We start from the raw sequence: 21,771 nt of genomic DNA, 5'->3' as shown, positions 1-21,771 counted from the left end.
AGGGGAACTCTAACACAGCTTTCGCGTTTCCAAAGCGCTAGCGGAACACCGGCCCATGCGCCCAGATCGTCAGCGAATAGCGCTCGCCCTCGGTCACAGGGGTCACGCGATGCAACAAAAAGCTGGGAAAAAACGTCACGCTGCCCTGAGTGCGCGGCGCAGTGGTAACATTCGCCGAAGGCTGCACCTCCAACGCCCCGCCATGATACGCCTCTGGCGGCGACAACTGCGCCACCATCGTCAGCTTGCGCTTGCCAGCGGCAGACCCTTCGCCAATGTCCGAATGCCAGCCAAAGTGCCCCTGCCGCTCCGCCCCATAGCGGGCCACCTGCGGGCTTTCCGCGAATTCCCTCAGATCGAAATCAAAGACATTCCGGTTCGCCACCCGTACGATATCAACGATCCGGTCCATCACCCAACTGGCCTCAGGCACATCGTCCAGCCAGACAACATCCGCCCGCCGCAGGTTGTGATCCCTGTTCTGCCCGACCAGCCCCGCATCCCGCGCCTCTGCATTGCGCATGATGTCGATGATCGTCTCGCATTCCGTCGTGCTGAAGGCCTGCGCCTCCGTATGAACCGTGATCATCTGCCTCTCCATGCGCCAAGGCATCAGCCATAGCGCACAGGCAAGCGCCCGCTATCGCATTTTCGACAGCCCCGCCCGAAAGCGACTATATTCCGCGCGCACCGCATCTCCGCTTTGCCTCGGCAAAGGCACCGTTATACACTGCAAGAATGGTCCAAACCGAGTTCACCACCCCGCGCCTGCGGATCGCCCATTGGCGCACTGCGCGTGCCATCCAAACCGAACGCAAGGCGTTGGAAAACGCACTTCTGGACCTCCTGACACCACCGGTCCTCGCGCATTTGCCACCCTCGCTCCAACTCCTAAACCGCAAGGACAGCCTTACCGATTGGATCACCGCCCGTGACGCCGAAAGCGATGTCCTCACCGTCAGCCAGCAGCAGGACGGGATGTTGATTGGCCTGATGATCCTCGCCCCCAGCCCCGCGGCAACGCAGCCGCCGGTGCTGCATCTGGGCTATCTCCTGCGCGAAACCGCGTGGGGGCAAGGCTATGCAACAGAGATCGTAGGCGGTTTTATTTCAGCGCAAAGCCGCGACACCGCACTCACCTTGCGCGGCGGCGTCGATACTGCCAATCCAGCCTCCGCCCGCGTTCTCAAAAAATGCGGCTTCACGCGGCGCGATGACCTCTCCGATATGGAAACAGCCCTCTACGAACGCACCCTGCCCTGACACGGTGACCCACTAAGCCAAGCGCGATGTCTACTCCGCGCCGGAACGATCCCGCCAGCGATTGACGATCGGATAACGCCGGTCCAGCCAGAATGCCTGCCGCGTCAACCGCACACCCGGGGCCGACTGGAAGCGCTTGTATTCGCTGGTATAAAGCAGGCTCTCGATCTTCTTGACCGTGTCCCGATCATAGCCCTTCGCCACGCAATCAGCGACGCTGGCATCATCATCCACCAGCATCTCCAGAATGCCATCCAGCACGTCATAGGGCGGCAGGCTGTCCTCGTCCTTCTGGTCGGGGCGCAACTCGGCCGATGGTGGCTTGTCGATCACCCGCTGCGGCATCACCATCCCCGCAGGGCCGCGCATCCACTGGCGGTGGTGCTCGTTGCGCCACGCCGAAGTTGCGAAAACCCGCGTTTTGTAAAGGTCTTTGATCGGGTTATAGCCCCCCGCCATATCGCCATAGATCGTCGCATAGCCCACTGCGACCTCGGATTTGTTGCCGGTGGTCAGCAGCATCTCGCCCAGCTTGTTGGACTGCGCCATCAGCAGCAGCCCCCGCAACCGCGACTGGATGTTTTCTTCCGTCAGGTCCGGCTCCAACCCCGCGAACAGGGGCTTGAGCACCTTCTCCACCGCCGCTTTCGGCCCGCCGATTTTCACCTCGTCCAAGCGGCAGCCAAGCGCCCGCGCCACGCCCGCCGCGTCTTCGAGCGATTCAGGCGAGGTATAGTCCGAGGGCAGCATCACACAGCGCACTGCTTCGCGCCCCAGCGCATCCACCGCAATCGCCGCGACCAGCGCACTGTCGATCCCGCCCGAGAGGCCAAGCAGAACTTTCTTGAAGCCGCTCTTGCCCACATAATCGCGCAGGCCCTCGACCATCGCGCGATAATCCTGCTCGATCGTCTTGGGGTAAACGGCGCGTTCACCTTCCAGCGCGCGCCAGCCCTCTTCCGTCCGCTGGAAATCCACATGCACGACGGCGCTGTCGAACACCTGCAACGCCACCGCCAATTGCCCGCCGGGGTTCAACACGAAGGAGCCACCGTCAAACACCTGATCGTCCTGCCCGCCAACCATGTTGAGGTAGACGAGCGGCACGTCATTCTCCACGACCCGCGCCACCATCTGGTTCATCCGCACCGCGTATTTCCCACGGAAATAGGGCGAGCCGTTCGGCACCAGAAGGATCTCCGCGCCGCTCTCCACCATTGTTTCGCACACATCGGGGAACCACGAGTCCTCGCAGATCGGCGAGCCGATCCGCACTGGCCCAACGCTATATGGCCCCTGTATCGGCCCACGGCTGAAATGGCGGCGCTCGTCGAACACGTCGTAATTCGGCAGATGGTGCTTGAGCATCCGCGCCACCACAGCGCCACCCTTGCAAATGAAATAGGCGTTGTACAGCTTGCCGTCCTCGGCATACGGCCCACCAATCGCCAGCACCGGCCCATCCGCGCAGTCCCGCGCCAGCGTCTCGACCGCCGCCATCGCCTCACGATAAAAGGCAGGCTTCACGATCAGGTCTTGCGCCTGATAGCCGGTGATAAACATCTCCGGCAGCGCCACCATATCGGCACCGGCATCCTTGGCCGTGGCCCAAGCCGCATAGGCGCGGGCGGCATTGCCTTCAAGGTCACCCACCGTCGGGTTCAGTTGTGCGAGGCTGAGGCGAAAACGATCTGTCATGATGTCCCCAAATAGGCGGTTCAGCCCCGTTTACCAGATCAACCGGCAAGGGGAAGCCGTCTTGCAGCCCTCCGCATGGGTGGAAATCGGCCAAAACCCTGCCCCTGCCCCTGCAAAGCCGTTGTCAGGTCGGCCCCCAGCAACTAGTCTCGCCCTCGCTGATAGAAGGGTATTCACAACATGACTCGGAAACGGGCACCGCAGAGCAGTCTCCTCCTGTCCACCGCATTGGCCACCGCTCTGGCCGCTGCAATGGCGCTTCCAGCCGCCGCGCAATCGGTGCAGACAAAGCAATACGAAGATGGCGGCGTCTACGAGGGCAGCTTCCTCAATGGCAAGCAGCACGGCATCGGCACCTACCGCCTGCCCAATGGTTACGAATACACCGGCGAATGGTTCGAAGGCGAGATTCGCGGCGAGGGTCGCGCCCGCTTCCCCAATGGCTCCGTCTATGAGGGCGCGTTTGCCGCTGGCAAGCCTAACGGCACCGGCAAGATCACCTTTGCCGATGGCGGCACCTATGAGGGTACTTGGGTCGATGGGCAGATCACCGGCTCCGGCATCGCCCGCTACGCCAACGGCATCGTTTACGAAGGCGAATTCCGCAACGCCATGCACCACGGTCAAGGCACGATGACAGCCCCCTCCGGCTATATCTACGAAGGCCCGTGGATCAATGGCGTGAAAGAAGGTCAGGGCCGCGTTACCTACCCCGATGGCGCCGTTTACGACGGGATGCTTGTCAATGGCGAGCGCGATGGCGAAGGCACGCTCACCATGCCCGATGGCCTCACCTACGAGGGCACATGGGTCAACGGTAAGATCGAAGGCGAAGGCCGTCTCGTGCAGGCCAATGGCGACATCTACGAGGGCACGCTCATCGCCGGCAAGCGACAGGGCGAAGGCACCGTTACCTACGCCAATGGCGATGTCTATCAGGGCAGCTTCGCCAATGATCTCCGCCACGGCCAAGGCACCTTCCGCGCCGCCAACGGCTACACTTATGTCGGTGAATGGGTCGAGGGCAAGATCGAGGGCGAAGGCCGCGTCACCTATGCCGATGGCTCCGTCTACGCGGGCAGCTTCCGTAACGATTTGGCACATGGCACCGGCAAGATCACCTATACAGACGGCTCCACTTACGAGGGCGACTGGGTCGATGGCGTGATCGAGGGCAGCGGCATCGCGCGTTATTCCAACGGCCTCGTCTATGAGGGCGAGTTCAAGAACAACAAGAACCACGGCACCGGCAAAATGACCTATGCCGACGGCTACAGCTACGAAGGCGATTGGTCCGACGGCCAGCGCAACGGCCAAGGCACCGCCACCTATGCCGACGGGACCATCTATGTCGGCGGCTTCCGCAACGGCCAGCGCCACGGCACCGGCAAAATCACCATGCCCGGCGGTTTCAGCTACGATGGCGAATGGGACAGCGGCGAAATCTCCGGTCGCGGCACCGCCACTTACGCCAATGGTGACGTCTACGAAGGCACCTTCCGCAACGGCCAGCGTCAGGGCGAAGGCACCATGCGCTACGCCGACGGCGCGGTCGAAGATGGCGCGTGGGAAGACGGCACCTATGTCGGCGGAGACGCAAACAGCGAGAGCCAGTGAGCCTTCTCTCGGTTTTGGTAACGTTCCGTTAACTTTGCTGCAGGTGCGATATGCATAAGATGTGCATCAGTTGTGCATGGATTGTGCATCGCGCTTTTTGGCGATTTCAGCGCGTTTTTCTGCACCTACAAACCACCTAAACCACCGCGCCTTCATCCAGCTTTTCGAGCCATTTTTCCGCATCGTTCAGCACGGTTTCGCGCCGTTCCTCGGCCATTCTATCCCATGTCCGGTACATCTGCGCCATGCGCGGATTGCCAGCAAAGCGCTCACGGTGCCGGATTAGGAAATGCCAGTAAAGCAGGTTAAACGGGCAGGCTTTTTCGCCAGTTTTCTCTTTCACCTTGTAGGCGCAGTTCTTGCAATAATCCGACATCCGGTCGATGTAGTTGCCGCTCGAAACATAGGGCTTTGAGGCCACGATCCCGCCATCCGCGAACTGGCTCATGCCAATCACATTCGGCGCTTCGACCCACTCATAGGCGTCCGCATAAACCGCCAGATACCATTCATGCACCTGCGCGGGGTCAATGCCCGCCAACAGCGCGAAATTGCCCGTCACCATCAGCCGTTGGATGTGATGCGCATAGGCTTCGGTGCGGGTCTGTTCCACCGTCGCCTGCATGCAATTCATCTTGGTGTCTGCGCCCCAATACAGTGCTGGCAGCGGGCGATGATGGCCGAGCACATTGCGCTGCGTGTATTCCGGCCCTTCGCGGAAATAAATCCCCCGCACATATTCCCGCCAACCGATGATCTGCCGGATGAACCCTTCCACCGCATTGAGCGGCGCATGGCCGTTTTTCCATGCGGTTTCAACGGCTTTGCAAGTCTCCAACGGGTCCAACAACCCCGCATTGAGGTATAGCCCGATCACCGCATGATAGAGGAACTTCTGCCCCTCCAGCATCGCGTCCTGATAATCCCCAAAGAGCGGCAACCCTTCCGCAATCCATGCTTCCAGATGCGCCTGCGCTTGCTCCGCATCTGTGGCAAACCAGAACGGGCGCACGTCCCCAAAATGCTGCCCGAACCGCGCCTCCACCAGCGCCAGAACGGCCTCCGTTTCCGCATCTGGCACAAAATGGCGCGGCCCCGCGAATGTCACCGTATCCGGTGCCGGTTTACGGTTCTCATGGTCGTAGTTCCACTGCCCGCCAGCAGGGGCATCTCCCTCCATCAGCAACTCAGTCTTGCGGCGCATGTCACGGTAGAAATACTCCATCCGCAACTGCTTGCGCCCCTTGGCCCAACTTTCAAATTCCTGATGTGAGGCAATGAAGCGGGTATCCGGCAGCATCCGCACCGTGAGCGGCACCTCCTGCAACAACCGGATCAGCCGCCACTCCCCCGGTTCGGTGACGATAACCGCGTCCGCACCGTGTTCGGCGGCCCTTTGCAGTAGGATTTTGTCAATCGCTTGCGGGTTATCCTCATCATCAAGCCGGCTATAGGCCACGCGCCACCCGTCAGCTTCCAACCGCGTGGCAAATTTCCGCATCGCAGCAAAGAGGAACGCGATCTTTTTCGGATGATGATGCACATACCCCGCCTCATCCATCACCTCCGCCATCACGATCACATCCCCCGCGCGATCGGCGGTCTGCAAAGCGTTAATATTTGGTGAAAGCTGATCGCCAAGGATCAGGACAAGCCGCGTCACCAGACGATCTCCCGTCCGGCATAATCGTAAAATCCGCCGTTCTGCTCAGGGGTTAGCCCCTTGATAACAGTGATCAAATTCCGCGCCGCCTCCTCCGGTGGCACGGTCTTGTGCCGCGCGGCATAGTCCTCTGTAAACGGCGTCGCCACCGTTCCCGGATGCAGCGCCACGACCGCCGCTTCCTTCCGTTTGCGACCGATCTCGATCGCCGCGCCATGCACGATCTGGTTCAGCGCCGCCTTGCTGGCCCGATAGGAATACCAACCTCCCAAACGGTTATCGCCGATCGACCCCACTCGCGCCGACAGCACCGCGCAAACGGATGGCCCCCGCCGCCGCAACAGGCGCGGCACATGCTGGAGGATCAGCGCAGGCCCAATCGCGTTCACCGCCATCGCCCCCGCCATCGCATCCGCCGTTATCGCGGAGAGCATCTTTTCCGGCGCACCTCCATCAGCGCTCAAAACACCAATCGCTATAAAAATAAGGTCAAATTCCCCTTCTATTGCGCCCATCACCTGCGCCACAGATGCCGGATCAGTGACCTCCAGCCCATCATCCCGCCGCGACACGCGCCGCACATTCACGCCCTCGTCCTCCAACGCCGCAGCCACTGCCGCGCCGATCCCGCCGGATGCCCCAATGATCAATGCATGTTCCATAAGCCCCGATCTAATCCACCTCCCACTGCTGACCACCCCACACAGCGACTGAATTTTATTGCATAAATCGGCTAATTTCCTCTTTTCACGGCCGAAAACGCCGATATAGTCCGCTCCCATGACGAGACAGGCACATATCATTTCCCGCGCCGGCAACGGCCTGCGCCTGCTCGGCCTTAGCCTACTCCTTAGCCGCCTCTGAGCGTGCCATTCGGCGCGACCGCTCAGGGGGAACCAGCGCCGGATTTTCAAAGCTAAGGACAGACAAGGAACAGACCCATGACCAAAGACCGCGTGTTGATCTTCGACACAACCCTGCGCGACGGTGAGCAATCCCCCGGCGCCACGATGACCCACGAAGAAAAGCTGGAAATCGCCCAGCTGCTCGATGAAATGGGCGTCGATATTATTGAAGCCGGTTTCCCCATCGCCTCCGAGGGCGACTTCCGCGCCGTGTCCGAGATTGCGAAGCTGGCAAAGACCTCAACGATCTGTGGCCTCGCTCGCGCAAACTACAAGGACATCGACCGCTGCTGGGAGGCTGTAAAAAACGCGAAATCGCCACGAATTCATACGTTTATCGGCACGTCGCCACTGCACCGCGCAATCCCGAACATGACGATGGATGAGATGGCCGAGCGCATTCACGACACCGTCACCCACGCGCGTAACCTCTGTGATAACGTCCAGTGGTCGCCAATGGATGCCACCCGCACCGAATGGGATTACCTCGCCCGCGTCGTCGAGATTGCGATTAAGGCAGGTGCTACCACGATCAATATCCCTGACACGGTTGGCTACACAGCGCCGCGCGAAAGCGCGAGGCTGATCGAGCGCCTGATTGCCGAGGTTCCGGGTGCCGATGACGTGATCTTCGCCACCCACTGCCACAACGATCTCGGCATGGCCACGGCCAATGCTCTGGCCGCTGTTGAAGGTGGCGCACGCCAGATCGAATGTACTATCAACGGCCTCGGCGAGCGTGCCGGCAACACCGCTCTGGAAGAGGTCGTCATGGCCCTCAAGGTGCGCGGCGACATCATGCCTTTCGAGACGCAGATCGACACCACGAAGATCATGCACATCTCCCGTCGCGTCGCTACTGTTTCGGGCTTCCCCGTCCAGTTTAACAAGGCGATTGTCGGCAAGAATGCTTTTGCCCACGAAAGCGGCATCCATCAGGACGGCATGCTGAAGAACGCCGAAACCTTCGAGATCATGCGCCCAGCAGACATCGGCCTCTCGGCCTCCAGCCTGCCCTTAGGCAAGCACTCCGGCCGCGCAGCGCTGCGGGCAAAGCTGAAAGACTTGGGATATGAACTGGCCGACAACCAGCTCAATGACATCTTCGTCCGCTTTAAAGATCTGGCTGATCGCAAAAAGGAAGTCTTCGACGAGGACGTTCTGGCGTTGGTCCGTCAGTCCGATACGATCGAAGATCACCTCCGCTTGCAAGAGCTGAAAGTCGTCTGCGGTACCGGCGGCCCCGCCACGGCGGACATGACCTTGATCATCGATGGCACCGAGGCGAACATCACCGCCACAGGTGACGGCCCAGTGGACTCGGCCTTCAACGCCGTGAAAGCGCTTTTCGCCCATCAGGCACGCTTGCAGCTCTACCAAGTGCATGCCGTCACCGAAGGCACCGATGCTCAGGCCACCGTGTCCGTCCGGCTCGAAGAGGACGGCCGCATTGCGACGGGCCAGTCGGCTGACACTGACACCGTTGTGGCCAGCGTCAAAGCCTACCTGAACGCGCTCAACCGTCTCATCATTCGCCGCGAACGTTCCGCGCCGGGGGAGGATACGAAAGAGATTCGCTACACCGACGCAAACTGAGTTTTGCGGCACCAGTAAATCAAAACCCCCGAACCCGTTTCGGGGGTTTTTTCTTTGGCCAGATTGCAGCGTCGCCCAGGATCAATCGACTGCTCCGCGTTGCCTCTGTGCCGCAGCCACACCCTCGCCGCCAAAGGGATATTGATTTACATATAAAGTATTATTTTTACTCCAAAAATATCCTTTCGTATAAACTTATAGGCGAAATCCTTCTGCGCTATGCGTCGGTGCGGTCTGACTTTTCCTTCTTTTTTGGCAATGTATTTCGGGTAATCCGTACAAAGCTGGAGCCGTTATGCAACTCAGGGATGTTTACCCCGTCATTTGCCTGTCAGGACAAGGGCGTTCGTTCTGGCCCGTTTCACGCAAAGCGTTCCCTCGTCAGCTGTCTCGCTTGAGCAATGGCCGCAGCCCGTTTCAGATCTTCCTCCAAGGATCGCGTGACCTGCGGATGGCAGAACCTGTCTTGGTGGCCGAGAACGAGAGCCTCTTCCTGATCGAAGAACAACTGCGCGAAATCGCGATGCCCTCGCGTGCAACCATTCTGGAGCCGCTCCATCGTGGAGGGGCTGCATCCATTTGTGCCGCGACAGAGCTGGTCGCCCAGAAAGAACCTGATGCGCTGTTGCTGATCATCCTTTCAGAAAACCTCAGATTTGATCAGGAAAGCTTCCGCAGCGCCCTCTCCATCGCGCGCGGACCCGCGCTTGAAGGTCAGTTGGTCCTCTTCGGCCAGCATCCAATCGAAGAAGACGCAAGCCGCGACTATATCGAGCTTCTGCACGGCGCGGCTGATACACCAGTTGCCCAAGCCTTCACACACTTCATCCAGCAGCCCGACCCGCAAGCGCTCGCGGCCATGCACGAAACCAACCGCTACCTGTGGAGCGCGGATCTGGTGCTGGCTTCGGCCAAGACACTCCGCGCCGCATTTGGCCGCCACGCGGGCAGCACCCGCGCCGCGGTGCGTCGTTCCCTGCGCGAAGGGAACAGCGATCGCGGTATCTACAGCCTCGGCAACAGCTTCACCGGCTGCGATGCGTCTTCCTTCACCCAAGCAGTTCTGCAGCACGAAGAAGGCATGGTCGTACCGATCGAGCAAACCTCCCGCAACATGAATTCGTGGCGGGATTTCTGGCGCGAAGCCGAGCAAGACGATTCAGGTGTCGCGATCAAGGGCGCAGCGGTTGCCAACAGCAGCCGAAACAGCCTTCTGCACAACACGGCCCCCGGCATTCAGCTCGTTGGCCTCGGGCTAGAGAACATCGTCGGCGTCGTCACGCCCGATGCTGTTCTGATCGCTGATATGAACGCGGTTGACGATTTACCCGCCACTGTTGACCAGCTGGCAGGTCTGAATCTCAGCCAAGTAACTGAGATGCCAACCCAGACCCATTCTTGGGGCCGGCACGAAACCATTGATCGCGGCAAGCGGCACAAACTGCGCATGATCGAGCTGAAACCCGGCAAGAGCATCCCCCTGGAGCGGCACGCCAACCGGACCGAAAGCTATCAGGTGCTCGAAGGCACCGCGCGCCTGGTCACGGGCGGCGAGCTTATTTACCTGACAGAAGGGGAATCCGGTTTCGTCCGCCCCGGCGAGGCCCATACCCTCGAAAACCCCGGCAAGGTTCCAGCGCGGCTCTTGCAGGTTATCGTCGGGTCTTACCTCGGTGACGACGATCAGGAAGCGATCACACAGGAAGAGCCGGTTTTCACAAATCACTAAGCTCTCGCCCTAGCGTCGGCGCGGTTGCGACCGCGCCCGCGCGCGTTCCAAATCAGGCATCCGTCCTTCGGGCAAGCGGGCAATGCGCGCGGTAAATTCGGCATCGCCGGTTGCCTGTGGGGCCGCCCCCGTCGCCGCGATCAACGGCCTCGCCGCTCCCGCCAATAGTCCGTCTATTCTCTGATCTGGGTTGGCTTGTGGCTCTGAGGCTGCATTATCGGCAGCGGATGCCACGCTCTCCGATGGCGCACCAGCCGCGACTTGCGCCATTGTCTCCCGCACTTTTGCAAGATACCACGCCCCGCGCTCGGGGTCTGCCGAATGATAATGCGCCACTGCCTCGGCCCAGCTTCCGTGACGCTGGTATAGGTCACGCAAAAAACGGGCCGCATAGCGCGTATTGGCGCGCGGCTCGATGATCGCCTCTAGCGAGGCAAACGCATCTCCGTGCCAACGGTAATTGATCTGCATACATCCAAGATCGATATTACTGCGCCCGTCGGCAATCGCCGTACGGGCACGCCGGAGCGCATCTTCAGGCGTTTCATGGTAACTGCCATCGCCCGCAAGGTTGATCGTCCAGGGCCAAGCCCGCCGTGCACCGCCATTTGGCGCATGCCCCGATTCCATCCGCGCAATTGCCGAAAGTACACCTGCCGGCACACCCACTTCGGCGGCAGCCGCCTCGGCCAAGGCCTCACAATCAACGGTGCTTGCCGCAACCATCGTCGCGCCGCTGCATAGCGCGGCCGTCAAGACTATGTTCTTCCAAAATCCCATGCCGCAGTTCTGCAAGCATCGCGCCAGTTACCGGATATAATCGAAGAGACTTGTCTGGGTGATCCGCACGAATGTTTGCTGGCTTGCCTCTTGGGACAACAGCAGTTCCTGCAAGCGCGTCACCGCCGCGGCTATGTCCAAATCCTCCAATCCGGCAACCGCCTTCTCAATCTGGATCGAACGGAACTCCAGCGCTTCCGCCTGACTGTCAACAGCCGCCGCCAGCGAACCGGCGGTTGCTCGTTGCACCGCCATATGGCCCGTCGTGGCTTGAATACCTTCCAACACATTTGCATTGCTGTAAGCGACCGGCAGCAACGTATGAATATCACTTTTCGGCGCGCCCGATTCATCGAGATCACGCGCATACCCTGCCAATTGCCCCGGCTGCACATCCAGCTTCAGATCAGAGACAACCACATCGCTGCCACGAATGGTTTCAAGGATCACACCAACACCGTCGTCCGCAATTCGCGCCGTAACGCCGGTTCGCTCAGATACGGCATTCACAGCGTCAACCAACGGCCCCGGCACGTCGCGCACAACATCGGCGCTGATCTCCGCCACGCCCAACGGCCCCTTTAGCTGCATCGAAAACGGCTGCGCCTGCCGCGTGGTGTTTAGGGTCAGCTCCATCCCACCCTCCGACGCCCATGCCTCATTCGCCCCCGCAAGCGCCGGCTGCAAAGAGGCGATCAGGTTATCGATAGCCTCGAATGCCGAGATCGGGCCTTTCGGGGTTTTCACAACGCCAAACACTTCTGCCCCGTTCAGGCTGACCTGCTGGTTCAGCGTCTCCGAAAGCTTCAGCACATTATGACCTTCATCGCCCACATAGGTCGTCTTGCCGTCAATGGTGCGGAACGCCTCGTCGCCATAGCCCGAAAACAGCGGCTGCCCGAGCGAGTCGCGGCGGTTCGCCGTTTCGATCATCGCGTCGCGCAGCGCTACTGCCTTGGCGCGCAAACCCGCATAACCTTCGGCGGGCAAGATATCGTTGGCCGCTTGTAGGGCGATCTCTTGCATCTGCTGCATGATATCATTCGCCGCGCCCAGCGCCTGATCGGTCAGCGCCAGCTTATTTGCCGCTTCTTCCGCATTGGCTTGGAACATTTTCAATGATCCGCGCTGCTCGGCCAGCGCCGAAAGCTGCGCCGCGCGGAGCGGGTCGGCCGACGGGCGCGGATCATTCTTACCAGATGAAATCTGTCCTTGAATATCCGCCACATCGCCTTGCAACCGGCTGAATGAGCGGATCGCAAGATCACCAAAGTAGGATGTTCCAATAGTCATATCAGCCTCACAATGAATTTAGAAGCGTATCAAACAAGCGCGACGCGGTTGAGAGAACCTGCGCGTTGGCTTGATAGGCTTGCTGTTGTTCCAACAGTCGGGCAGCTTCACGGTCCAGATCGACCTCCCCCTGCTCCGACCATACCCGCATCGCCGCTTCCTGCGCCGCATCGGCCACATTGACACGGGATTTCGCCGCCGCGACCTGTGCGCCCTTTTCGCTTTGGAGCGCCGCGAATATTTCCGCGAACCCGCCCTTGCCGGTTGAGGTGTCAGCCACGCGCAAGGCCGTCAGCGCATCAAGGTTGCGGCTGTCACCACGACCTGCGCTGTTCGGCGACAGTCGGAAAGCATCGCCAGTGACAAACTGGCCGGTGATCGAAAACTGCACCCCCCCGATCGTCGCGCGCCCTTGGGCGTCCAGAATGCTGCTGCCAATGCGGTCGCCACTCAGCGTGTCATAGAGCGCCACTTCGCCGGATTCGGCATTTTCAACACGCGCTTCCACTGCAGGAACCGCAAGATCGCGCGCCCCTTCGACCGTTTGCCCTGTCAGCCGCAACGCCCCTTCACCCTGCATGACGATGATCAGATCCTCGTTTGGCAAGTTGCTGAGCGTCACGCGGTCCGCCGCATGGGCCGCCACCTCTACCGTCAGATCCAACACGCGGCCGTCTGCTGCACGCAGCGTCAGGGCGCCGGTCGCCGCGCTGATCGTGGCATCGCGCGTCACCATTCCTGCCTGCGCGGCACCCTCTTGCGCCGCAACGGTAACGGGCCCAGTGTCACTGGCAAAAGACAGCTCCAACTTGCCGTCGATGACCCGCGCATCGCCCGGAAAGCCCGTTGCCGTCGTCACGCCCCCGCTGGTTAGGGTCACTGAGTGGTCTGTCCCGCCCACCGAAACGTTGAAGCTCGCGGGCAGATCAGCCGGATCAAACTCCTGGCCGGTAAGGGTCGTCGTCGCGCCTGCGCCCAAACCAAAAAGCTCGCGGCCTGCTGTTCCTGCGGGGATTCTCAACGCCGCACCGTCGCCAGTGCCGCCGCCATTCACCGTGACCTGAAGCTGGTTGCTGGCGTCAAAGCTGGCGCTCAGGCGTCCCGTCTCGGGGCCGCTTACCTGCACCGCGCCACTTACCATGGTCAGCACATAAGTTTCATCACCCAGCATCACGCTCGTTGAGGCACCGTCCGGTGGGATACTGCCCAAAGCCGTACCGCTCATCGCAGGCTGAACAAGCCCGTCACGCAAAGCAGCCGCCGCGGCAATCGCGGCATCTGCTGCGCCGGTCCGCGACAGCGGCGCCGTGAAAGTCTCCCCCTCGAACTGGAGCGACACCACTGCGCCCGGTCCAGCAGCTTCGGTGCCGTCCGCGCTCAGATCGGCGCCATCCAACGCGGCATCTAGTGAAAAGCGTACCGTTTGAGCACTGCCCGCAGCGCTGGGAGTGCGCGTAAACAACCCTCCCAACTCCGGTTCATTGGCAGAAATATAAGATACCCCGTCGGAGATCACGCCAAAGCTGGTTTCCGACGCAAGTTGTACCTGCCCTGTTACCCGCAAATTCTCTCCGGTGCTCAGGCTGTTCACGGCACCAAGCGCCGTTCCGTTGCGATCGACCGCTTGCGCATCAATGGTGCCGCCTGCAACATGCACCAGATCGCGCAACTCTATCGTTTCACCCGTCGCATGGGTCAGCATCACCCGCTTGCCATCACCGGACAGGCCCGCCGTCACACCAGTTGCTGCGGATTTCGCATTCACCGCCTGCGCCAGCGCATCAAGCCGTCCACCCACAACCTGCGCATTGATCAGCACCGGCTCCGCATTTTGCCCAACGATGCGGAAAGACACCCCCCCATCCGCGACGTTGGAAAGCATGAGATCAGTTCGCGCCGTCACGTCGCTCCCGTCCAGCGCATCCGTCATCAGCGCGGCCGCTTGACGTGCCGATCCCCCTTCCGGCACGGTCACTTCCGTCGCCAGACCGAACGCATCACTGACGACGACCGAATAGGCATCTGCCGCCGGTGCCGGACCAGTACCCGTCCATTTAATCGGATCGATTGCGCCGAAGCGGATCACCTCCGGCCCCGCCGCAATTGTACGGTCAATGTTTAAGCCGCGATAACCGTCTGTTCCGCTAAGCGATAGCTGGCTCGGGTCATAGGTCGCCCCTTGCCAGAACCCGTTTTCCTCGGTCAGCAAAGCTGCCGCCGAAGCCGCATCGAACATCGGGCCTGAAATCTGCACCCCTTCTCGGGTGAATATCTGGATTGCCCCGCCTGCGGGTTGCGATGCGGTTGGCACCCCCGCAACGCTGAAATCCGTTCCGGCAAAGCTCCCGCTCGTGGCAAAATCCCCCTGCCCCAGCGCGAGGGTAAGCCCGTCGCCATCGGCCACGGCAGACACGCCCAAGGCAGCAAGACTGTCACCCTCAGCCGACAGCAGCGCTCCTGAATTCAGCGCATCCGCCAGTTCACTCAATGTCGCCGCACCGCTTGCGCTCAGATCGAACCGATGCGCCTCGGTCCCGATCTGAAAGTCAAGCGCGGTCGCGCGCGCACCGGCTGTCGTATCGGCTTGCGCAAAACGCAATGTCGCCTGCCGCCCAAGCGCCGCAAAGCTGGCCTCCTCGGTGCCAGCCGGAATGTAGCCAACCACGCCGCTTTTCAGCAGGTCCACGGCATCCGCCGCGCCATCGCCGGTGCCGATGAAATCGCCAATTGGGGTCAATGCGGGCGGCGCGTAGGGCAGCGCGTTCATCTGCGCCGCGCCGCTGCCCGCGTTGCTGGCGCTCGCTGTAACAAGGCTCGCAGCCGCCGCCGCGATATCCTGCGGAGTATCAAGGACAAAGCGCATGTGCCGCGCCTCGGTATCGGTCTGCCGCATGACGATGCGGTCGCCATTTGCTGCCGCGCCGGTAAGCGTCATGCGCACGCCGTTGAACTCAAGAACGGATGCCCCTTCATCGAGCGTCACGCCGTCCGCATCTTGCGCCATCCAAACGCCGCGCACCTGATCGTGTACCAGCGTCACATCGCCGAGCGAGTCCGCCTGCGCTGGGTCAATCGTCTCGGCCAATACCTGTGCGCTGCCGCGATTGGTCATCAACGGCACCGCGCGCCAACCGTCGAGCGAGAACATGTCGCCCCCTTGCTCGCCGTTCATATCCAGCCCCTGCGCATGCACGAAGTTCATGTCAGTGACCAAACGGCGCGCCAGCGCATCGAACTGCGCAGTGGTGTCCCGCACCGCATCAATGGCGCGGGCAAGCCCTTCCATTACCCCTCCGGTGATCTGGGTGCTGGTGGAGGTCGCCCCGTCGCGACTGAGCCGCAACTGCATCGCGCCGTCGGTATTCACCTCGACTTGCGCAAACCGCCCACGATCAACAAGGACCGGCCCACCTTCCAGATCACCCAGCGTCACCTTCGCGGTGCCGCGTTCATCGTAATTGGCCCGAATGGCGACCATTTCACCAATCTTATTGATCAGCCTGTCGCGCTCATCCAGCAGCGCATGCTGGGTGCCGAGCAGGTTTGGCGTATCAATGATCCGCTCGTTGAGCGTCGCCAGATCACTCAGCCAATTCGTAACCTGACGCGTCGCGGTCGTGGCCTGCGCCTGAAGGTCGTTGCCAAGCGATTGTAGAGAAAGCGCCGTATCCGCAACCCCTGCAGCGAGCGCCTTGCCCGACTCCATCATCACCCGCCGCAGCGCAATATCGGTCGGGTTCGTCGCCAAACGGCCAGCTGACGCAAAGAAATCATCCATATTCGCGGCGATCCCGCCGGATTCAGGAACGAAGAGATCCTCCATCCGGCTCACTGCCTGCGCAAATGTCTCTGCCGATGTCTTGTCCGATGTGGTGGTTGACACCTTCTGCGCCAGAAAGCTGTCAAACGACCGTCTGACTTCGTCGATCTGCACCCCCTGCGCGCCGGTCGGCAGCGAAGTGGGCGTCATCTGCGCGCCACCCAAGGTCGAGGTCGTCAGATCACGGCGGCGGTAGCCTTCGGTATCCACATTGGCAATATTCTCACCCGTCGCGGCCAACCCCGCGCGGTAGGTCAACAGGGCTGAGGAGGCGATATCCAGAATATTCGACATCACTCACTCCCGTCATTGCGGACAAATCCGCTGAATTGCCGTTCGATAGCGTCCGCGATCCCCAGCCGCGACCGCGCGGCGGACATCTGCGCCAGCTCGGTGTCGAGCATCGCCTGCATCGACTCAACGCCCTTACCGCCCAGAATATCCTCGCCCAGCTTAGTCTGCCGCGCTGTCTTGAGCATGGTGTTGAGGAACAACGCCTCGAACCCTTCCGCCGCCTGCCGCAGCTTCGCGGCGTCATCATTGGCGGAAGCTGTTTCTGTCGCCGCCCCCTCGCGCAGCCGCGTCTGGCCGGGCATCAGGTTTAACATTGCAGTTTGGCTCAGGCCCGCAGAATCCATCACGCTCTCCTAGATGATCACGAGATCAGCGCGCAGGGCGCCCGCTTCGCGCAGCGCCTCAAGGATCGCCACCAGATCGCCGGGGCTTGCGCCCACACCGTTGATCGCATCTACAAGCGACGACAAAGACACGCCCGGGTCAAACAGGAACGCCCGCGCGTTCTGTTCCTCGACCGAGATACCACTGTCCGGCGTCACGGTCGCTTCACCCGGCACGACAACGGCACCATCCGCGCCATTCACCACCGTTGCGCCCTGGTCGACGTTGAAATCCTCATTCACCCGCACCGTCAGCCGCCCATGCGTCACCGCCGCTGGCGTCACTTTCACGTCACCACCGATCACCACCGTGCCGGTGCGCGAGTTCACCACGACCTTCGCCGCAGGGCGGTCAGGGGTCACTTCCACGTTTTCCAAAAGCCCCATGAATGCGACGCGCTGCGCAGGGTCGGCCGGCCCTCGGACCCGCACCGACGCACCGTCAATAGGAACAGCCACATCGGGGCCGAACACCTCGTTGATCGCTTCGGCCGTCCGCGCGGCCGTTGAAAAATCCGCGCGATTGAGGTTGACCACCATGTATTCGGTATCAAGGAAGGGCGAATCCACCATCCGCTCAACCGTGGCGCCATTCGGCACCCGCCCAACGGTCGGTAGGTTGATCGTGATCGAGGAACCATCCGCCCCCTCGACACCCATACCGCCAACAACCAGATTACCTTGCGCAATTGCATAAATCTCGCCATCGGCACCCATTAAGGGCGTCATCAATAGCGTCCCGCCCTGAAGCGATTTCGCCTGCCCAACGGTCGAAACCGTGACATCGAATTCCTGGCCCGTTTTCATGAACGGCGACAGCTCCGCCGTCACCATGACCGCCGCAGCGTTACGCGCGTTGATGTCGCCCGTATCGACCGACAATCCCATCCGCGACAGGAGCGACTGCATGGATTGCAGCGTCAGCCCCGAATTGCCATCGCCCGTGCCCGAAAGCCCGACCACCACGCCATAGCCCACCAAAGGGTTCGAACGCACACCGGCGACAGAGGCCAGATCCTTCAACCTGTCCGCCTGCGCACTCCCCGCCATCACGAGGCCGACAAGCAGCGAGATGAACACCCGTCCAATCATAGCGGCGACACCGAGCTGAGCGCGCGGAACCACCAGCCGGGCCGCGCGGTATCGGCCACGTCACCCGCGCCGATATAATGGATATCCGCATTGGCAATCCGGTCCGATGTCACCACATTATCCGCGCTGATGTCCTCGGAGCGCACAACGCCCGTCAGCCGCACATATTCGTCGCCATTGTTCAGCCGCAGCCGCTTCTGGCCCATGATTTCGAGGTTGCCACCGGGCAGCACCCGTACGACCGTCACCGTCATCCGTCCGCTCAGCGTGTTGGACTGCTGCGCCGCGCCTTGCCCGTTAAAGGACTGGTCCGTGCCGCTGCCCAGCCGCGCATCGTCAAATCCGGCATCCGTCATCCGCGAGGTCATGACCAGCGGCAGATCCACGTCAAACGCATTGGAGCGCGACCCACTTGCCGATTGCGATTTGGAGGCCGAAAACTGCTCGTCCAGCTCCACGGTCAGCACATCACCCACCTGCGCCGCACGGCGATCACTGACGAACAGCCCACGGTTCGAGGTCGAATAAATTCCACCGTTGTTCGGCGCCTCTACCGTAAACTCCGAGGCGACCGGATAAACCGGATCGTATGCGCGCGATGCCTGATTCTGCACATAAGACGAACAGGCCGACAATCCGGCCAACAACGCAGCACTTGCGATCATACGTTTCATTTGCAGACCCCTTTACAGCTTGTTGGAGAGGAAGCGCAGCATCTCGTCAGAGGCCGAGATCGACTTCGAATTGATTTCATAGGCGCGCTGCGTCTCGATCATATCGACCAGTTCCTGCACCACGTTGACGTTAGAGCCTTCCAACGTCCCTTGCGCCAACTGCCCCGCACCATTGTTCTGCGGCGCCGATACAATCGCCTCGCCGCTCGCCGGTGTTTCGACGAGGAAGTTCTCCCCAATCGGCTGAAGCCCGCGCGGATTGGAGAAATTGGCCAATGTGATCTGCCCGATTTCCTGCGGATCGGTCTGCCCCGGCATCATCACCGAAACGATCCCATCCGCCGAAATCCCAACGCTGCTCGCGCCCTGCGGCACCGTGATCTGCGGCTGCAATACATAACCCGAGGTCGTCGTCAGCGTCCCATCCGGCGCCATCGAGAACGTCCCGTCGCGGGTGTAGCCAATCCGTCCGTCCGGCAGCAGCACTTGGAAAAAGCCCTGCCCATTGATACCCACGTCAAGCGGATTGCCCGTCTCGGCCAACGTGCCTTGGGTGTGCATCTTGTCGGTGCTCACCACCCGCACGCCCGTGCCCACCGCCAGCGGAGAGGTCAGCGTCGTGCCTTCGGATGTCTGTTCTCCGCCGGGGCGTGAAACCTGATACAGCAGCGTTTCGAAATTCGCCCGATCCCGCTTGAAACCGGTGGTGTTCACGTTGGCAAGGTTGTTGGCGATCACCTGCATCCGCGTTTGCTGCGCGTTCAGGCCGGTCTTTGCCACATGCATTGAGTTGGTCGACATGGCGGATTGCTCCTCGGAATTTCCGTTCGCAATTCACCTGCAACCCCCATGCCAACTTTTGGGACGGGGGCGGTTTTAGGTCGGCAACCGCATCAAAGACGCGCCCGCCTCGTCCAGTTCCTTCGCCTGCGCGATCAACCGGATGTTCAGCTCGAACTCGCGCTGCATCTCGATAGAGGTAATCAATTCCTCGGTGGCATTCACATTGCTGCCTTCAAGAGAGCCTTGCAGGATCTTGGCCCCCTGATCGGGTGGCGGCATCTCTGCATCCACGGGGCGGATCAAACCGTCCAAGCCCTTTTCGAGCCGCAGCCCGTCGGCAGGCACCATCGTGGCGAGCAGAGCGACCTCCAACCGCTCACCGGGCTGCGCGCCAAGCGGCTCGATAAAGATCTGCCCCACTTCAGATACCTGAAACCCTTGGTTTGGCGGCAGGACGATCGGTTGCAGATCGGCATCCAGCATCATCTGCCCCGCGCCATCGCGCAGCGTGCCATCTGACCCAACGCGCATATCACCACGGCGACTCAATCCCGGCGCGCCGCCTTCGCGTTGCGCGTAAAAATAGCCCTCTTCCGCAATCGCCAGATCGAACGGATTGCCGGTCGCATCAAGAAATCCCTGCGCATCAGAAAACTGCGCCGCCGCACGCACGGTCTGAAAGGCCCGCGCGTCCAGCGATTCAAACTCGGTAACAAACCGCGCTTCGCCATCGGTGGGCAGGTCGCGCCGGAATCCCGGCACGTTCTGGTTCGCAAGGTTCTGCGCCGAAATCGTGCGCTTCTCCTGCATACTGGCGATGGAATTCATCACCGTGTGGATCATACGGTCCATATTCTGCCCTCCGTCAGCCTAACGTTTAGCCGCGAATGTTCATCACCGTCTGCATCAGCGACGCAGAAGTCTCCAGCGCCTTGGCGTTTGCCTGATAGTTCCGCTGCGCGGTGATCAGATTCACCAGCTCTTCGGTCAGGTCCACGTTCGACCGCTCAAGGGAACCGGAGCGGATCAGACCCATCCCGCCCATACCGGCAACGCCGAGATTGGTTTCACCTGCGTCATTGGCATAGCCATATGTTGCGCCGCCAAGTGGACGAAGCCCTTGCGGGTTCGTGAAATTGGCAACAGCCACGCGCCCCAATGCGATTGGATCATCGCCACCATAGGCAGCCCAGATCGTGCCAGATGAGTCGACTTGCAGACTGTTCAGGCCGGCGGGGACCTGCCCGTCGTGCTCACTGCGCAGCACCTGGAACGTGTCGTCACGCATGACCGAGCCGGAGACGTCGAAATTCAGGTTTGTGCTGTTGTCCTGGAAGTTCAACGGCCCCGATCCGGGGATGAACTGACCAAGTTCGTCAAAGCTCAATGTCGCGGTGCCAAAGCCGCCGTTTGCCGGAACTTCCACACCATCAACAAGAATACGCATATCGTAAACGGTCGTCGTCGACCCTGCCGACGGCTCGACAGTCTTGATGAAATACGCTTCGCCTTCCACCGGCGCGCCGTTTTCATCCGTCAGCGGAACCGGCGTCCGGGTTGCCCAGGTCGTCGGATCGGCGGCATCGAAAGGATTGGTTGGCGGGACAGCGTCCTGCTGGTTCAACATTGCAGAGTCGGACGGCAACCGCAGATCAAGCTCCACCGTCTCCGTCGCCCTGGGTTGACCCATAACCTGTGGCACATCCACCGGCTGCAGGCTTTCAGTTGTGCCGCTACGGGTTGAGCCATCGGCCGCAACCGGGAATGACATCAGCGCCTGCCCAGCCCCGTTTACTACGCGCCCGTCCTTGTTGAGGCCGAATGCACCTGCACGTGTATAGGTAACTTCGCTATTGCCGGTCTCGAAGCCTTCTGCAGGGGCTACCGCGAAAAATCCCTGACCACCGATCGCCAGATCAAGCAGGTTCCCGGTCGTCTGCAGGTTGCCTTGCGAAAACTGCGCGGCCACCCGCTGAATGGTCACACCGGCGCCGACCGTCTTTTTCGTGTCCTTCATCGGGTCAGCGTAAAATTCGTCCGAAAATTCGGTCCGGCTCTTACGAAAGCCGGTCGAACCAACGTTGGCGATGTTGTTCGATGTGGTGGAAATATCGGTCTGCGCCGCGTTCAAGCCACCAAGAGAGATGCTCATCGACATGGGTTTTTCCTTTCAAAGCAGGG

General features: G+C 61.0%; 17 protein-coding genes. 4 read left to right on the top strand and 13 right to left on the bottom strand.

Annotated elements, in window-relative coordinates; translation table 11 throughout:
• Window positions 1-37 precede the first annotated feature (37 nt).
• Window positions 38-589 carry a 2OG-Fe(II) oxygenase gene (locus tag AB1E42_RS04095; RefSeq protein ID WP_368345729.1) on the bottom strand — a complete coding sequence of 184 codons (552 nt, stop codon included), beginning with the start codon at window positions 587-589 and terminating at the stop codon, window positions 38-40.
• 149 nt (window positions 590-738) lie between these two features.
• On the opposite strand from AB1E42_RS04095, the gene AB1E42_RS04090 reads away from it, so the two are divergent.
• Complete coding sequence (locus AB1E42_RS04090) at window positions 739-1,263, top strand: GNAT family N-acetyltransferase (protein ID WP_368345728.1); 525 nt, start codon at window positions 739-741, stop codon at window positions 1,261-1,263.
• Window positions 1,264-1,293: 30 nt separating this feature from the next.
• On the opposite strand, the gene AB1E42_RS04085 is transcribed toward AB1E42_RS04090, so the two are convergent.
• Window positions 1,294-2,961, bottom strand: a complete 1,668-nt coding sequence (locus AB1E42_RS04085; protein ID WP_368345727.1) for an NAD+ synthase — start codon at window positions 2,959-2,961, stop codon at window positions 1,294-1,296.
• 252 nt (window positions 2,962-3,213) lie between these two features.
• On the opposite strand from AB1E42_RS04085, the gene AB1E42_RS04080 reads away from it, so the two are divergent.
• Entirely contained in the window at window positions 3,214-4,578 is a 1,365-nt protein-coding gene (locus AB1E42_RS04080; protein WP_368346362.1) for an MORN repeat-containing protein, read from the top strand.
• Window positions 4,579-4,714: 136 nt separating this feature from the next.
• Here AB1E42_RS04080 and AB1E42_RS04075 read toward each other — a convergent pair whose 3' ends face one another.
• Together AB1E42_RS04075 and AB1E42_RS04070 are read right to left on the bottom strand one after the other, a co-directional pair.
• The gene (locus AB1E42_RS04075) at window positions 4,715-6,241 is read right to left on the bottom strand and encodes a cryptochrome/photolyase family protein (protein WP_368345726.1); all 1,527 of its coding nucleotides are present in this window, start codon (window positions 6,239-6,241) and stop codon (window positions 4,715-4,717) included.
• On the bottom strand, window positions 6,238-6,903 hold the full coding sequence (locus tag AB1E42_RS04070) for an SDR family NAD(P)-dependent oxidoreductase (protein WP_368345725.1): 666 nt from the start codon (window positions 6,901-6,903) through the stop codon (window positions 6,238-6,240). Before AB1E42_RS04070 ends, AB1E42_RS04075 begins: the two co-directional genes overlap by 4 nt.
• Before the next feature lie 279 nt (window positions 6,904-7,182).
• On the opposite strand from AB1E42_RS04070, the gene AB1E42_RS04065 reads away from it, so the two are divergent.
• Window positions 7,183-8,742: a 2-isopropylmalate synthase gene (locus AB1E42_RS04065; protein WP_368345724.1), complete on the top strand. Its 1,560-nt coding sequence runs from the start codon at window positions 7,183-7,185 to the stop codon at window positions 8,740-8,742.
• Between the two features lie 295 nt (window positions 8,743-9,037).
• Window positions 9,038-10,471, top strand: coding sequence for a cupin domain-containing protein (locus tag AB1E42_RS04060; RefSeq protein WP_368345723.1), 1,434 nt, complete (start codon window positions 9,038-9,040; stop codon window positions 10,469-10,471).
• 9 nt (window positions 10,472-10,480) lie between these two features.
• On the opposite strand, the gene AB1E42_RS04055 is transcribed toward AB1E42_RS04060, so the two are convergent.
• From AB1E42_RS04055 to AB1E42_RS04015, 9 genes are all read right to left on the bottom strand, one after another.
• Window positions 10,481-11,251, bottom strand: coding sequence for a lytic transglycosylase domain-containing protein (locus AB1E42_RS04055; protein ID WP_368345722.1), 771 nt, complete (start codon window positions 11,249-11,251; stop codon window positions 10,481-10,483).
• A 27-nt stretch (window positions 11,252-11,278) separates the two neighbouring features.
• Window positions 11,279-12,544: a flagellar hook-associated protein FlgL gene (gene flgL, locus AB1E42_RS04050; RefSeq protein WP_368345721.1), complete on the bottom strand. Its 1,266-nt coding sequence runs from the start codon at window positions 12,542-12,544 to the stop codon at window positions 11,279-11,281.
• Window positions 12,545-12,551: 7 nt separating this feature from the next.
• Window positions 12,552-16,658, bottom strand: coding sequence for a flagellar hook-associated protein FlgK (flgK, locus tag AB1E42_RS04045; RefSeq protein ID WP_368345720.1), 4,107 nt, complete (start codon window positions 16,656-16,658; stop codon window positions 12,552-12,554).
• Complete coding sequence (locus tag AB1E42_RS04040) at window positions 16,658-17,002, bottom strand: rod-binding protein (RefSeq protein WP_368345719.1); 345 nt, start codon at window positions 17,000-17,002, stop codon at window positions 16,658-16,660. Before AB1E42_RS04040 ends, flgK begins: the two co-directional genes overlap by 1 nt.
• Window positions 17,003-17,011: 9 nt before the next feature.
• On the bottom strand, window positions 17,012-18,133 hold the full coding sequence (locus tag AB1E42_RS04035) for a flagellar basal body P-ring protein FlgI (protein ID WP_368345718.1): 1,122 nt from the start codon (window positions 18,131-18,133) through the stop codon (window positions 17,012-17,014).
• The gene (locus AB1E42_RS04030) at window positions 18,130-18,807 is read right to left on the bottom strand and encodes a flagellar basal body L-ring protein FlgH (RefSeq protein ID WP_368345717.1); all 678 of its coding nucleotides are present in this window, start codon (window positions 18,805-18,807) and stop codon (window positions 18,130-18,132) included. Before AB1E42_RS04030 ends, AB1E42_RS04035 begins: the two co-directional genes overlap by 4 nt.
• Before the next feature lie 12 nt (window positions 18,808-18,819).
• Complete coding sequence (flgG, locus tag AB1E42_RS04025) at window positions 18,820-19,608, bottom strand: flagellar basal-body rod protein FlgG (RefSeq protein ID WP_368345716.1); 789 nt, start codon at window positions 19,606-19,608, stop codon at window positions 18,820-18,822.
• 75 nt (window positions 19,609-19,683) lie between these two features.
• Window positions 19,684-20,442 carry a flagellar basal body rod C-terminal domain-containing protein gene (locus AB1E42_RS04020; protein ID WP_368345715.1) on the bottom strand — a complete coding sequence of 253 codons (759 nt, stop codon included), beginning with the start codon at window positions 20,440-20,442 and terminating at the stop codon, window positions 19,684-19,686.
• Between the two features lie 25 nt (window positions 20,443-20,467).
• The gene (locus AB1E42_RS04015) at window positions 20,468-21,748 is read right to left on the bottom strand and encodes a flagellar hook protein FlgE (protein WP_368345714.1); all 1,281 of its coding nucleotides are present in this window, start codon (window positions 21,746-21,748) and stop codon (window positions 20,468-20,470) included.
• Between the last annotated feature and the right edge of the window lie 23 nt (window positions 21,749-21,771).

The organism is Pelagovum sp. HNIBRBA483 (genome assembly GCF_040931995.1).
Taxonomy (GTDB): domain Bacteria; phylum Pseudomonadota; class Alphaproteobacteria; order Rhodobacterales; family Rhodobacteraceae; genus JAEPMR01.
This window is presented reverse-complemented; position numbering and strand designations above follow the sequence as displayed.

Coding starts and splice junctions, on each gene's coding strand:
- AB1E42_RS04095 (WP_368345729.1), bottom strand. CDS start 589: ATGATCACGGTTCATACGGAGGCGCAGGCCTTCAGCACGACGGAATGC.
- AB1E42_RS04090 (WP_368345728.1), top strand. CDS start 739: ATGGTCCAAACCGAGTTCACCACCCCGCGCCTGCGGATCGCCCATTGG.
- AB1E42_RS04085 (WP_368345727.1), bottom strand. CDS start 2,961: ATGACAGATCGTTTTCGCCTCAGCCTCGCACAACTGAACCCGACGGTG.
- AB1E42_RS04080 (WP_368346362.1), top strand. CDS start 3,214: ATGGCGCTTCCAGCCGCCGCGCAATCGGTGCAGACAAAGCAATACGAA.
- AB1E42_RS04070 (WP_368345725.1), bottom strand. CDS start 6,903: ATGGAACATGCATTGATCATTGGGGCATCCGGCGGGATCGGCGCGGCA.
- AB1E42_RS04065 (WP_368345724.1), top strand. CDS start 7,183: ATGACCAAAGACCGCGTGTTGATCTTCGACACAACCCTGCGCGACGGT.
- AB1E42_RS04060 (WP_368345723.1), top strand. CDS start 9,038: ATGCAACTCAGGGATGTTTACCCCGTCATTTGCCTGTCAGGACAAGGG.
- AB1E42_RS04055 (WP_368345722.1), bottom strand. CDS start 11,251: ATGGGATTTTGGAAGAACATAGTCTTGACGGCCGCGCTATGCAGCGGC.
- flgL (WP_368345721.1), bottom strand. CDS start 12,544: ATGACTATTGGAACATCCTACTTTGGTGATCTTGCGATCCGCTCATTC.
- flgK (WP_368345720.1), bottom strand. CDS start 16,658: ATGTCGAATATTCTGGATATCGCCTCCTCAGCCCTGTTGACCTACCGC.
- AB1E42_RS04040 (WP_368345719.1), bottom strand. CDS start 17,002: ATGGATTCTGCGGGCCTGAGCCAAACTGCAATGTTAAACCTGATGCCC.
- AB1E42_RS04035 (WP_368345718.1), bottom strand. CDS start 18,133: ATGATTGGACGGGTGTTCATCTCGCTGCTTGTCGGCCTCGTGATGGCG.
- AB1E42_RS04030 (WP_368345717.1), bottom strand. CDS start 18,807: ATGAAACGTATGATCGCAAGTGCTGCGTTGTTGGCCGGATTGTCGGCC.
- flgG (WP_368345716.1), bottom strand. CDS start 19,608: ATGTCGACCAACTCAATGCATGTGGCAAAGACCGGCCTGAACGCGCAG.
- AB1E42_RS04020 (WP_368345715.1), bottom strand. CDS start 20,442: ATGGACCGTATGATCCACACGGTGATGAATTCCATCGCCAGTATGCAG.
- AB1E42_RS04015 (WP_368345714.1), bottom strand. CDS start 21,748: ATGTCGATGAGCATCTCTCTTGGTGGCTTGAACGCGGCGCAGACCGAT.